Here is an 11,669-nt window from a genome sequence, read left to right as displayed (position 1 = left end):
CGCGCGGCTCAGGACCTCAGCGCTGGTACAGCCCCACCAGCGTCCCGTCGGCGAGCCGCCGCTTCTCGACCTCCTCGTGCACCTGGTCCGCCCGGGGCGCGTCGGGCAGCACACACGGTTCGGCCAGCGCGTAGAGCCGGAAGAAGTAGTGGTGGGCGTCGTCACCGGGCGGGGGATGGGGGCCGCCCCAGCCCTGCTGCCCGTAGCCGTTGACGAGTTCCGTGCCGCCCGGTGGGCAGTGCCCGGCCTCGACGCCGTCGCTGTGCGGGTCGATGCCGACCACCACCCAGTGCGCGAAGGTGCCCGACGGGGCGTCGGGATCCTCGCAGAGCAGGACCAGTTCGGCCGCGTCGTCCGGTACGCCGCTCCAGGTCAGCGGCGGAGAGACGTTCGGTCCCTCGTACGCGTACCGGCGCGCGATGAAGGAGTGGTCGTTGAACGCGTTGCTGCGCAGTTCGATGCCGGTCATGTGCCCCGGAGTACCCCCGCGGGGCCCGGGCATGCGGTTCGGAACCCATCCTCGCGGGTACCCGGGGACCTTTCCGGAGCGCGCTCCGGAGAGCTTTCCGGAGCGAGACCGGAGGCTTTCCGGAGCGAGCCGGAACGAAGGCAGGAGACGGAGGAACACGAGGATGTCTCCCCTGGCAGAAGACCCCGCGGCCGACGCCCGCGAGGACCGCCGCGCCCCCGCTCGCACCGCACGGCTGCGCAGCCGCATCCCCGAGCCCGACGAGGAACCGGACCTGCTCGGCCAGTACCTCGCCCAGATCGCGGCGACGCCGCTGCTCACCGCGGAGGACGAGGTACGGCTGACCCGGCGGATGCGGACCGGCGAGCGGGCGCTGGAGGAACTGGAGCGGGCCGACGCCGGCGAGAGCGACCTCGCGTCCGAGAGGCGCCGGGAGCTGGAGGAGGCCGCGCGCGACGGGCAGGCGGCCAAGGACCACATGGTCCGGGCCAACCTCCGGCTCGTGGTCTCGATGGCCAAACGCCACGCCCACCGCGGTCTGCCCCTGCTGGACGTGATCCAGGAGGGCAACCTCGGCCTGATCCGGGCCGTGGAGAAGTTCGACCACACCAAGGGCTTCAAGTTCTCCACCTACGCGACCTGGTGGATCCGCCAGGCCATCGAACGGGGCCTGGCCGCGCACGCCCGCACCGTACGGCTGCCGATGCACGTCGTCGAGCAGCTGCAGAAGGTCGCCAAGGTCGAGCGGCGGCTCCGGCACGACCTGGACCGCGAGCCGAGCGTCGAGGAGGTGGCCCGGGAGAGCGGCCTCGCCGAGGACCGGATCGGCTGGCTGCGCCGCGTCGGCCGGCAGGCCGTCAGCCTGGACACGCCCGTGGACGAGACCGGCGAGACCGTCGTCGGCGACCTCATCCCCGACACCGAGGTGCTCCAGGCCCCCGAAGTCGCCGAGTACCAGGCCCTCGCCGAAGAACTCCGCGAGGCCGTCGGCACGCTCGCGCCCCGCGAGGCCATGATCCTCTCCCTGCGCTACGGCCTCCACGACGGCCACACCCGTAGCCGGGAGGAGGTCGCGAAGCGCGTCGGCCTGACCCGGGAGCGGGTCCGCCAGCTGGAGAAGGAGTCCCTCGCCCGACTGCGCGAGCCCGGCAACCGCGAGCGCCTGGTGGCCTGGGCGAGCTGACCCGGCGTCCGGTGCCGGTCACACCAGCGTCAGCGAACCGTCGGCCTCCAGGGCCACGCCCACCCCGCGGCTGATCCGGTCCAGCGTCGCCCGCAGCCAGGCGCGGTCCTCCCGGGGCGCGGGCTCCAGCCGCATCCGCCGCGCCCGCAGCGGCACCATGCGCAGCCCCGCCAGCCGTCCGCCGTCCGCCTCGACCGAGACCAGGAACGCCAGCCGCAGGTCGTCGCGGTACTCCTCGTACCCGGAGATCCCCTCGTAGTCGTCGACGAAGTCGCCGCAGCCGTACAGGACCAGCCGCTCCCGGTACACCTCCAGCGGGCGGGGATGGTGCGAGGAGTGCCCGTGGACGACGTCCACCCCGCCGTCCACCAGGGCGTGCGCGAACCGCACCTGCTCCCGCGGCACGTGGTACCCCCAGTTCGACCCCCAGTGCACGGACACGACGGTGATGTCACCGGCCCGCCGGACCTCACGGACCCGCCGTACGACGGTGTCGGCCGCGGCGGCCGAGAGCTCGGGCAGGTACGCGACGCCCGGCCGGCCGGGAGCCGCCGCCCAGCCGGACGGGATCCCGCTGGAGCGCGCGCCGAGGGCGAACACCAGCAGCCGCCGGCCGCCCGGAAGAGACACCGCCGCGGGTGCGTACGCCCGGTCGGCGTCCCGGCCCGCGCCCGCCGTCCGCACCCCCGCACCTGCCAGCGCGTCCAGCGTCTCCAGCAGGCCCGGGCGGCCGAAGTCCAGGACGTGGTTGTTGGCGAGGACGGTCACGTCGGGCCGGGCCACGGCCAGGGCGGGCAGACCCGCCGGGTCCATCCGGTAGTGGATCTCCTTGTCCGGGTCGAACGTGTCGCTGCGCGTCACCGACGTCTCCAGGTTCACGATCCGGGCGTCCGGCGCGGCCTCGGCCAGCACCCGCAGCGCCTCGCCCCACGGCCAGGAGGGAGGAACGGGCGCGGGGACCGGACCGTGCGCCGCCTCCGCGAGCCGGACGTAGGACCGCGCGTCCACGACGTACGTCTCCCGCAGCGCCGGATCACCGGGGTGCGCCAGGATCTGGTCGACGCCGCGCCCGAGCATCACGTCACCGCACAGGAACAGCGTCACGACTGAGCCGCCCACGCCTCCACCGTAGGCACACCGGGGCCGCCGGGGTCACGCGTCGACCGTCACCGCACACGACCAGCCGTACGGGCCCGGCCCGATCCGCAGCTCGTTCCACACCACCGCCCTCGGGACCGCCCCGGTGATCTCCACGTCGTCGAGGCCGGTGACCGCCAGCCGGACGTCCAGGCCGCCGTCGGCCTCGTCCGCCTCCACGTCCACCGGCACCTCGCCGTACGCCTCCAGCCGGAAGATGACCTCGTCCAGCAGCGTGGCGAGCAGGTCGTCGTCGCTGGCCTCGGCCAGCCGCACCCGGCCCACGGCGGTGGGCCGCACCCCGGACACGTCCGCGAAGCACTCCACCATCGCCAGCACGGCCTCCGCCAGACAGTGCTCCCGGCACGCCGCCCACGCCTCGATCCGGATGTCGCCCGGGTGCGGCACCGCCCGGTGCCCGCAGCCGCCCGGTTGCCTCACCTGTCCACCGTCGTCCGTGTCACCGCCCATGAACATCGGCTGCCCGGGGTACGCCGACCCATGCGGCGCACGGCACCGGCACCTGGGTCAGACGGGCTCGTCCGCCAGGTACGGCGGCGCCGGGTCGTACTGGATGTAGCGGCGCACGGCCCGCGCGTGCTCCCGGCCGTGCAGCCGGCCCACCAGCCACAGCGCGCTGTCGATACCGGCCGAGACGCCCTGGCTGGTCACCAGCTTGCCGTCCACGACATAGCGGGCGTCCCGGACCACCGTCACGTCGCCCCGCGCCTGGAGGGTGTCCTCCTGGCTCCAGTGGGTGGCCACCCGGCGGCCGCGCGCCGGCCCCGCGGCGTGCAGCAGGAACGTACCGGTGCACACCCCGTGCACCCAGGCCGCCTGGTCCGCGGTCTTCCCGATCCAGTCGGTGACCACCCGGTTGCGCAGCTGGGCCTCGCGCGCGCCCCGCCCGCCCGGCACGTGCAGCACGTCCAGCGGCGGATGGTCGTCCAGCGTGTGGTCGGGCAGCACCCGCAGCCCCTTGTTGCAGCGCACGGGCCCGGAGTGCTCGGCGACCAGCACGGCCCGGTCGGCGCCGTCGCGGAGCATGGCGGAGACGGTGAACACCTCCCAGGGCCCCACGAAGTCGAGCTCCTCGGCTTCCTCGAAGACCAGCAGGCCGTAGGTCGTCATACGGGTTCACCTTCCTCTGGGACGGGTTGATCAGGCAGTGCGCCGGCGGGTTCCGCGGTCGAGCGGAACCGGGCGCGGTACTCCGACGGCGCGACCCCGAGCCGTCGGTGGAACGTGCGGCGCAGCGTCTCGGCGGTGGCGAAGCCGTGGCGGCGGGCGATGGCCTCGACCGGCTCGTCCCCCTCGGTCAGGGCACGCCGGGCCGCCTCCACGCGCACCCGCTCGACGTACGCGGCCGGCGGCACACCCAGCTCGGCGGTGAAGCGGCGCTGGAGGTGGCGCGGGCTCAGCCCGGCGTGCGCGGCGAGCGAGGCGATGTCGTGCCGGGCGCCCGGATCGGCGTGGACCGCGCCGACGGCGGCCCGCACCGGGTCCGTCGCCGGCTGCCGCGACCACAACGCCACGCTGAACTGCGACTGGCCGCCCGGACGGCGCAGGAAGAGCACCAGTCGGCGCGCCACGGCGTGCGCGACCTCCCGGCCCCGGTCGTCCTCCACCAGGGCGAGCGCCAGGTCCATGCCGGCCGTCACACCGGCCGAGGTCCACACCCGCCCGTCCCGGACGAAGATCGGGTCGCAGTCCACCCGCACCTCGGGGTGTTCCCGGACCAGCTGCTCCTCCCGCCCCCAGTGCGTGGTGACCCGCCGTCCGTCCAGCAGGCCCGCGGCCGCCAGCAGGAACACCCCGCTGCACACCGAGGCGACGCGCCGGGCACCGGCCGCCGCGGCGGTGATCCAGGAGACCAGCGCCGCGTCCTCCCGGGCCCGGTCGACGCCCTCGCCGCCCACCACCACGAGGGTGTCCGTACCGCCCGGATCGAGATCCGCCACCCCATGCCCGGCGTGCACGAACAGCCCGCTGACCGACCGGACCGGTCCCGCCCGGGCCGCCACGACCTCGCAGGCGTACCCGCCCGCGCCGTGGAACACCTCGTGCGGGCCCGTGAGGTCGAGCGGCTGGAAGCCGTCGAAGACGACGAAGACGATACGGCGCTCTGTCACCCCTCCACGCTCCACCGGCCCGGATCATGGCGTCAACGACACGCACCCCACACATCGCGCCATGGGACGTCCGCCGCAGCGGGGGTACCACGGGACCCGGGGGAGAGGAGGCTCCCGATGATCTCCCGGACCGTCACCGTGCCGGCCGGCGCCGCCGCCCTCACCGGCGACCTGACCGTGCCCCCGGACGCCCGCGCGGTCGTGCTCTTCGCGCACGGCAGCGGCAGCTCCCGGCACAGTCCCCGCAACCGCGACGTCGCCGCCGGACTGCGCACCGCCGGCCTCGGCACCCTGCTCATCGACCTGCTCACCGAGGCGGAGGAACAGCAGGACGCCCTGACCGCCGAACTCCGCTTCGACATCCCGCTGCTGGGCCGCCGGCTGGTGGCCGCGATCGACTGGCTGGCACGGTGGCCCGGCACCCACGGCCTGCCCGTCGTCCTGTTCGGCGCCAGCACCGGCGCGGGCGCGGCCCTGGTCGCCGCCGCCCGGCGCCCCGACCGGGTGCGGACGGTCGTCTCGCGCGGCGGCCGGCCCGACCTCGCGGGCGACGCCCTGGACGCCGTCCGGGCCCCGGTGCTGCTGATCGTGGGCGGCAGCGACCAGCACGTGCTGCGGCTCAACGAGGCGGCCGCCGCCCGGCTGCACGCCCCGCACACCCTCCACGTGGTACCCGGTGCCACCCATCTGTTCGAGGAGCCGGGCGCGCTCGACCAGGTCACCGAGGCGGCCCGGCGGTGGTGCGACGAGCAGCTGAGGACCGCGGCGGACTGACCGGCCGGGCTCAGCCGCCAACCGGCAGGTCGATCCGCAACCGGGCGCCCTGCCGCAGCAGTTCCCGCTGCACGATCCGGTACGGCACGCCCCGCGGCCCGTGCCCGTGGCGCACGGTCAGCGCGGCGCACACCCCCGCCGCCTGGCCCGTCGCCATCGCGATCGGCATCACCCGGTACGAGGAGTGCGCCACGTGCGTGCCCGAGATGCAGCGGCCGGCCACCAGCAGCCGCTCGGTCCCCTGCGGCACGAGGCAGCGCAGCGGGATGTCGTAGAAGCTGCCCGCGGGCACCCGCTTCAGGACCGTGCCGGAGCCGCGCGGGTTGTGGATGTCGACGGGGTAGGCGCCGTGCGCGACGACGTCCGGGAAGGGGCGGGCGGCCAGGATGTCGTGACCGGTCAGCTGGTAGTCGCCGACGACGCGCCGCGTCTCCCGGACGCCGATGTGGGTGCCGCTCTGCACCACGTACGACTCCTCGAAGCCGGGCACGCGGGTGCGCAGGAAGCGGTCGATCTGCGCGAGCTGGCGCCGGGCGGTGTACTCGGCCCGGGTCAGGTCCCACACGCTGGTGCCGAGCACCCTGGTCACACGGGTGCTGTTGACGCTCAGCTCGCGCGGATGCGGGGTCGCGAAGAACAGGATGTCCTCGCGCGGCAGCCGCAGGTCGCCGTCCGCCCGGGCCTCCTCGACGAGGTCCCACAGGCCGTGCACGCCGCGCCACTGGTCGGGATGCTCCCGCACGTACGCGGCGAAGTCCGGCCGCGCGAAGTCCGCCACGCGGAACATCAGCGTCATCGGCTGCACCAGCCCGTCCTCGGGCCGCCCGATCTCGTACGGCGCCCCGCAGGCGGCCGCGACATCGCCGTCGCCCGTGCCGTCCACGACCACGTCGGCGTCGATCACCACCGGCCCCGACTTGGTCTCGAACACCACACGCCAGCCGTCCTCCAGGCGCAGCGCGGTCGAGGCGAAGGCGTGGAAGAGCATCCGCACGCCCGCCTCGTCCATCATGTCGAGCAGCACCAGCTTGAACAGCTCGGGGTCGAAGGGGACCGTGTACCCGGTCTTCGGTGACGGCTTCAGACAGCCGCCGCGTCCCATGAGCTGGTCCAGCAGCCGCCACAGCACGCCCTGGACGACCGGTTCGCCCTCGCCGTGGTCGGTGGGCAGCAGCCGGGAGTCCTCACCGTCCTCGGTGAACGCGGCCTGCTTGTGCTCGTTGTGGAACGACATCAGCGGCATGACCAGCGCCGCGGTCGCGTTGCCCCCGAGGAACCCGTAGCGCTCCACCAGGACGACCTCGGCCCCGGCGTCGGCCGCCGCGACGGCGGCGGCGAACCCGGCCGGGCCGCCGCCGACCACCAGGACCTCCGTCCGGCCGCCGTGCCGGGCGGGCCGGGCGGGCAGCGTGACCGTGCGGGGCTTGCTCGGTTCTTGCAGGATCGGCATCGGTGTCCTCCCGCGGGCGGGGCTCCCGCCCCGGCGTCACACGCCCAGCGGGCGCGGTTCGGCAGTGGGCGGGCGCGGCGGCTCCGGCTCCGCGGCCACGGCCGGGTCCGCGGCCACGGTCGGGTCCACCCCCGTGGCCGCCTCCGCCGGCACGTGCGGCTCCGCGGAGGCGCCGGCCCGGCCGTCGATCTCGTCCAGCAGCACGCCGCAGCGGGCGCAGGTCTCGCGGGCCCGCGTGGACAGCTCCCGGACGCGGGCGTGCAGGTCCTCCCGGCGCTCCGGATACTCGTCCCACAGCCGGTCCACCTCCGCCAGCAGCAGCCCGGCCTGCTCCCGCGCCACGCCCACCAGGGCCGGCGCGCCCATCCGGCGGGCGAAGTCGAAGACCTTGCCCGAGTACGGCAGCGGCAGCACCGGCAGCCCGGAGAGCGCCGCGAAGATCACGAAGTGCAGCCGCATGCCGACCGCCAGGTCCAGGTGGCGCATGAAGCCCAGCACCTCCCCCGGACTGTACGAACCGTGCAGGATTCGCCCCTTGTCCGGAGCGGTCATGTGGGACAGCACCGCGTGCGCGTGCCGTACGTCGTGCCGCTCCATCGGCAGGAACACCACGTGCGCGTCCAGCCGGCGGACCAGGAAGTCGGCGACGTCGGCGAGCAGCGCGTGGTAGTCGCCCTCGTCCAGCTTCTCGGCCGCCCGGCCCGGTTCCCGCACCGACATCCCCACCAGACGGGAGTCGGTGGGCACGCCCTCGTGGCGCATCATCTCGTCGGTGAACGGCTCCGGCTCCAGCAGCAGCGCCGGATCGGCGGTGACCACGACGTCGCGCTCGACACCGACCTCCTCCAGCACCAGCTTGGACTCCTCGTCCCGCACCACGACGTCGTCCATCTCGGCCAGGACCGTGCGCACGGCCTCCCGGTCGTCGGGCTCGCGCAGGGGCCCCGCGCCGACGGCGTAGGAGAAGGTGCGGATGCCGCGTTCCTGAGCGGCCCGGACCAGCCGCAGATAACGGCGCGCCTCGCCGTCGTAGAGGATCCCGCCGCCGCCCAGGACCAGCAGGTCCAGGGAGGTCAGCGTGTCCAGGACCCGATTGCGGCTGACGCCTTCCCAGTCCACCACCTCGTCCGCGCCCGGGTGGTGGGCGCGGGTGTGCTCGGCGTTCCGGCTGAAGACGACCAGGTGGGCCTCGGGCCGCTGGGCGCGCAGACAGCGCAGGACACAGGTCAGGATCGACTCGTCGCCGATGTTGAAGCCGCCGTACGAACCCAGCACGCCGATGCGCGGGCCCGACCGGGCGAGCTGCGGATGAGAAGGGGCAGTGGTCATCCGGGTGCTCCCGTCGCGTCGGAGTCTGCTCAGTGGCCCGGGGTGCCACCGGCACGGACAGCCGTGCCGTGCGTACGGTGCGTGCCGTGCGCACGGTGCCGGGTTGCCTTGCCGCCCGGCCGGAAACACCCCGCGTTCCGAGTGTGACGGAGGTCCGGAAGGTGCGCATTGTCCGGTGAGCGGGGGGTACGCGGGGCCGGACCGAGGCGCCGTCCGTCGGGCGGGAAGCGGAGGTGACCGTCATGCGGTTCCGTGATCGGCGGCAGGCCGGCCGGGAACTGGCCGAAGAACTTCGTGCCCGGCAGCGGGAGGGTGCCCTGCCCGGTCCTCTCGTCCTCGCCCTGCCCCGGGGCGGGGTGGCGGTGGCGCGCGAGGTCGCCGCGGCGCTGGACGCCCCGCTCGACGTCCTCGTCGTACGGAAGATCGGCGCGCCCTTCCAGGAGGAGTACGGCGTCGGCGCGATGGCCGGGGACGAGGTGCCGCTCCTCGACGAGGACGCCCTGCGCCACCTGGGCCTGAACGAGGCCGCCCTGGCCCCCGTCATCGAGCGGGAACGCGCGGAGCTGCGCCGCCGCGAGCGGCTGTACCGGCAGGGCCGCCCCGCGCCCGACCTGCGCGGACGGACCGTGATCGTGGTCGACGACGGCCTGGCGACCGGCTCCACGGCCCGGGCGGCGCTGCGATCCGTACGCCGTCAGGCGCCCGAACGGGTGGTGCTCGCCGCGCCGGTGTGCTCGCCGGAGGCGGCCGACCTGATGCGCGCGGAGGCCGACGAGGTGATCTGCCTGCACCAGCCGGCCGCGTTCATGGCCGTGGGCCTGTGGTACGAGAACTTCGACCAGCTGACGGACCAGGACGTCCTGGAGGCGCTCCACGTGCGGTTTTGACCATGTGTTCACCTGGCGGCAGTGGCGGGAACCAGCCATCTCGGATGAGGATGTCCCATTCCCCCACCTGCACCAGGAGTAACAAGTGAACGTCTCGCTCTCCGTGTGGCTGCTGACCGTGGCAGCGCTGTGCTTGCTCGTCGCCGTCGACTTCTTCATCGGCCGCAAGCCCCACGACGTGTCCATCAAGGAAGCCGGGACCTGGACGGTGGTGTGGATCGTCCTGGCCGTGCTGTTCGGGCTGGGGCTCTGGTACTACGGCGGGAGCGGTCCCACGGGCGAGTTCTTCGCCGGTTACATCACCGAGAAGTCGCTCAGCGTCGACAACCTCTTCGTCTTCGTGCTGATCATGGCGAAGTTCGCGGTGCCCTCGCAGTACCAGCAGCGCGTGCTGATGGTCGGCGTCATCATGGCTCTGGTGCTGCGGGCCGTGTTCATCGCGGCCGGCGCGGCGATCATCTCCGCCTTCTCCTGGGTGTTCTACATCTTCGGCGCCTTCCTGATCTGGACCGCCTGGAAGCTGGTCCAGGACGCCCGCAAGGAGGAGCACGAGGAGGAGTACCAGGAGAACAAGCTGCTGAAGATGGCGGAGGAACGCTTCGGCGTGGCCGACCGCTACCACGGCACGAAGCTGTTCATCACCGAGAACGGCAAGCGGATCATGACCCCGATGCTGGTCGTGATGCTCGCGATCGGCTCCACCGACGTGCTGTTCGCCCTCGACTCCATCCCCGCCATCTACGGCCTGACGCAGGACCCGTACATCGTCTTCACCGCCAACGCCTTCGCCCTGATGGGCCTGCGCCAGCTGTACTTCCTCATCGGCGGCCTGCTGAAGAAGCTGGTCCACCTCTCCTACGGCCTGTCGATCATCCTCGGCTTCATCGGCGTCAAGCTGGTGCTGCACGCCCTGCACGAGTCGGGCGTGCACGTCCCCGAGATCAGCATCCCCTTCTCGCTGGGCTTCATCGTGCTCGTCCTGACGGTCACGACCATCACCAGCCTGCGCGCCTCGAAGAAGCAGCAGCAGGCCGAGGAGGCGGCGGGCCGGGAGGCCGGGTCCCGTTAGGCCGCGGGTCCGTCCGGGGCGCGGTCAGACGACGCCGTCGGCGCGCAGCGCCGCCACCTCCTCGTCGGTGCGGCCCAGTTCGGTGAGGATCGCCTCGGTGTGCTCGCCCCCCGCCGGCACGGGGTCCATGCGCGCGGGCAGACCCGCGAGGTCGGCGGGCGGGAGCAGTGCCTCCACGGTGGCGCCCGGGATCCCGACCTCGGTCCAGCGGCCCCGGGCGGCCAGCACCGGGTGGTCCAGGAACGCGGCGACGTCGTTGACACCGGCGCAGGCGATGCCGATGCGCTCCAGGTCCTTGAGGATCTCGTCGGAGCCGGAGCGGGCGAAGCGGCCGGCGACGACGGTGTTGAGCTCCTCGCGGTGGGCGACCCGGTCGGAGGCGGTGGCGAAGCGCGGGTCGTCGACCAGCTCCGGCCGGCCCAGGAACTCCCCGCACAGGGCCGCCCACTCCCGCTCGTTCTGGATGGAGAACAGCACCTCCTTGCCGTCGGCGGCGGTGTACGTCCCGTACGGCGCGATGGTGGCGTGCTGGGTGCCGAGGCGCGGGGGCTGGGTACCGCCGTGCCGGGTGTAGTAGGCGGGCTGGCCCATCCACTCCGCGAGCGCCTCGAACAGGGACACCTCCACGGGGTGGGCCTCGCCGGTGACGGCGCGGGTGTACAGGGCCGTGAGGATGCCGCTGTAGGCGTACATCCCGGCGGCGATGTCGGCCACGGAGATCCCGGTCCGGGCGGTGCCCTCCGGGGTCCCGGTCAGCGACACGAGACCGGTCTGGCACTGCACCAGCAGGTCGTACGCCTTGCGGTCCGCCCAGGGGCCGGTCGTGCCCCAGCCGGATATCGTGCACGCGATCAGGTGGGGGCGGCGGCCGGTGACGCCGGCGGCGTCCAGGCCGAGCCGGGCGGCGGCGCCCGGGGCGAGGTTCTGCACGAAGACGTCGGCGCCGTCGAGGAGGTCGTGCAGGATCTCGCGGCCGCGCGGGTCCTTCAGGTCCAGCGTGAGGGACTCCTTGGAGCGGTTGAGCCACACGAAATAGCTGGAGTGGCCGTGCACGGTCGTGTCGTACCGGCGGGCGAAGTCACCGCCGCCGGGCCGCTCCACCTTGATGACACGCGCGCCGAGGTCGGCGAGCTGCCGGGTGGCGTAGGGCGCGGCCACGGCCTGCTCCAGGCTGACCACCGTGACCCCGGCCAGGGGGTACCGCTGCACGCTCATGCGTCATGCTCCTGAACGTCGTAC

12 protein-coding genes are annotated in these 11,669 nt (G+C 73.7%); 4 read left to right on the top strand and 8 right to left on the bottom strand.

Annotated elements, in window-relative coordinates; all coding sequences use genetic code 11:
• Nucleotides 1-16: 16 nt before the first annotated feature.
• Nucleotides 17-469 carry a YbhB/YbcL family Raf kinase inhibitor-like protein gene (locus ABZ948_RS04560; RefSeq protein WP_359757195.1) on the bottom strand — a complete coding sequence of 151 codons (453 nt, stop codon included), beginning with the start codon at nt 467-469 and terminating at the stop codon, nt 17-19.
• 163 nt (nt 470-632) lie between these two features.
• Between ABZ948_RS04560 and ABZ948_RS04555 the strand changes: the two genes are divergently transcribed.
• Nucleotides 633-1,652 (top strand): sigma-70 family RNA polymerase sigma factor, encoded by a 1,020-nt coding sequence (locus ABZ948_RS04555; RefSeq protein ID WP_359757194.1) that lies wholly within the window; start codon nt 633-635, stop codon nt 1,650-1,652.
• An 18-nt stretch (nt 1,653-1,670) separates the two neighbouring features.
• On the opposite strand, the gene ABZ948_RS04550 is transcribed toward ABZ948_RS04555, so the two are convergent.
• Genes ABZ948_RS04550 through ABZ948_RS04535 form a run of 4 tightly spaced genes read right to left on the bottom strand, consistent with a single transcriptional unit; the run spans nt 1,671 to nt 4,921 of the window.
• Nucleotides 1,671-2,771 carry a CapA family protein gene (locus ABZ948_RS04550; protein ID WP_359757192.1) on the bottom strand — a complete coding sequence of 367 codons (1,101 nt, stop codon included), beginning with the start codon at nt 2,769-2,771 and terminating at the stop codon, nt 1,671-1,673.
• A gap of 33 nt (nt 2,772-2,804) precedes the next feature.
• Nucleotides 2,805-3,260 carry an archease gene (locus ABZ948_RS04545; protein ID WP_359757191.1) on the bottom strand — a complete coding sequence of 152 codons (456 nt, stop codon included), beginning with the start codon at nt 3,258-3,260 and terminating at the stop codon, nt 2,805-2,807.
• Between the two features lie 57 nt (nt 3,261-3,317).
• Nucleotides 3,318-3,920: a DJ-1/PfpI family protein gene (locus tag ABZ948_RS04540; RefSeq protein WP_359757189.1), complete on the bottom strand. Its 603-nt coding sequence runs from the start codon at nt 3,918-3,920 to the stop codon at nt 3,318-3,320.
• A complete protein-coding gene (locus tag ABZ948_RS04535; RefSeq protein ID WP_359757187.1) occupies nt 3,917-4,921 on the bottom strand; it encodes a GlxA family transcriptional regulator in 1,005 nt (334 codons plus the stop codon). The genes ABZ948_RS04540 and ABZ948_RS04535 overlap by 4 nt, the downstream gene beginning before the upstream one ends.
• Nucleotides 4,922-5,038: 117 nt before the next feature.
• On the opposite strand from ABZ948_RS04535, the gene ABZ948_RS04530 reads away from it, so the two are divergent.
• Complete coding sequence (locus ABZ948_RS04530) at nt 5,039-5,695, top strand: dienelactone hydrolase family protein (protein WP_359757185.1); 657 nt, start codon at nt 5,039-5,041, stop codon at nt 5,693-5,695.
• A 10-nt stretch (nt 5,696-5,705) separates the two neighbouring features.
• Here ABZ948_RS04530 and ABZ948_RS04525 read toward each other — a convergent pair whose 3' ends face one another.
• Nucleotides 5,706-7,145, bottom strand: coding sequence for an FAD-dependent oxidoreductase (locus ABZ948_RS04525; protein ID WP_359757183.1), 1,440 nt, complete (start codon nt 7,143-7,145; stop codon nt 5,706-5,708).
• 36 nt (nt 7,146-7,181) lie between these two features.
• Entirely contained in the window at nt 7,182-8,474 is a 1,293-nt protein-coding gene (locus ABZ948_RS04520) for a polysaccharide pyruvyl transferase family protein (RefSeq protein ID WP_359757181.1), read from the bottom strand.
• 242 nt (nt 8,475-8,716) lie between these two features.
• On the opposite strand from ABZ948_RS04520, the gene ABZ948_RS04515 reads away from it, so the two are divergent.
• Both ABZ948_RS04515 and ABZ948_RS04510 read left to right on the top strand, forming a co-directional pair.
• Nucleotides 8,717-9,361, top strand: coding sequence for a phosphoribosyltransferase (locus ABZ948_RS04515; RefSeq protein WP_359757179.1), 645 nt, complete (start codon nt 8,717-8,719; stop codon nt 9,359-9,361).
• Nucleotides 9,362-9,446: 85 nt separating this feature from the next.
• Nucleotides 9,447-10,430 (top strand): TerC family protein, encoded by a 984-nt coding sequence (locus ABZ948_RS04510; protein WP_359757177.1) that lies wholly within the window; start codon nt 9,447-9,449, stop codon nt 10,428-10,430.
• A gap of 24 nt (nt 10,431-10,454) precedes the next feature.
• On the opposite strand, the gene ABZ948_RS04505 is transcribed toward ABZ948_RS04510, so the two are convergent.
• Nucleotides 10,455-11,645: a CaiB/BaiF CoA transferase family protein gene (locus tag ABZ948_RS04505; RefSeq protein WP_359757175.1), complete on the bottom strand. Its 1,191-nt coding sequence runs from the start codon at nt 11,643-11,645 to the stop codon at nt 10,455-10,457.
• Between the last annotated feature and the right edge of the window lie 24 nt (nt 11,646-11,669).

It is taken from the genome of Streptomyces olindensis (assembly GCF_040645895.1).
Classification (GTDB): Bacteria; Actinomycetota; Actinomycetes; order Streptomycetales; family Streptomycetaceae; genus Streptomyces; species Streptomyces olindensis.
This window is presented reverse-complemented; position numbering and strand designations above follow the sequence as displayed.

Excerpts from the sequence above, each read along its gene's own strand:
- ABZ948_RS04560 (WP_359757195.1), bottom strand. The coding sequence starts at position 469 with ATGACCGGCATCGAACTGCGCAGCAACGCGTTCAACGACCACTCCTTC.
- ABZ948_RS04555 (WP_359757194.1), top strand. The coding sequence starts at position 633 with ATGTCTCCCCTGGCAGAAGACCCCGCGGCCGACGCCCGCGAGGACCGC.
- ABZ948_RS04545 (WP_359757191.1), bottom strand. The coding sequence starts at position 3,260 with ATGGGCGGTGACACGGACGACGGTGGACAGGTGAGGCAACCGGGCGGC.
- ABZ948_RS04540 (WP_359757189.1), bottom strand. The coding sequence starts at position 3,920 with ATGACGACCTACGGCCTGCTGGTCTTCGAGGAAGCCGAGGAGCTCGAC.
- ABZ948_RS04530 (WP_359757185.1), top strand. The coding sequence starts at position 5,039 with ATGATCTCCCGGACCGTCACCGTGCCGGCCGGCGCCGCCGCCCTCACC.
- ABZ948_RS04525 (WP_359757183.1), bottom strand. The coding sequence starts at position 7,145 with ATGCCGATCCTGCAAGAACCGAGCAAGCCCCGCACGGTCACGCTGCCC.
- ABZ948_RS04520 (WP_359757181.1), bottom strand. The coding sequence starts at position 8,474 with ATGACCACTGCCCCTTCTCATCCGCAGCTCGCCCGGTCGGGCCCGCGC.
- ABZ948_RS04515 (WP_359757179.1), top strand. The coding sequence starts at position 8,717 with ATGCGGTTCCGTGATCGGCGGCAGGCCGGCCGGGAACTGGCCGAAGAA.
- ABZ948_RS04505 (WP_359757175.1), bottom strand. The coding sequence starts at position 11,645 with ATGAGCGTGCAGCGGTACCCCCTGGCCGGGGTCACGGTGGTCAGCCTG.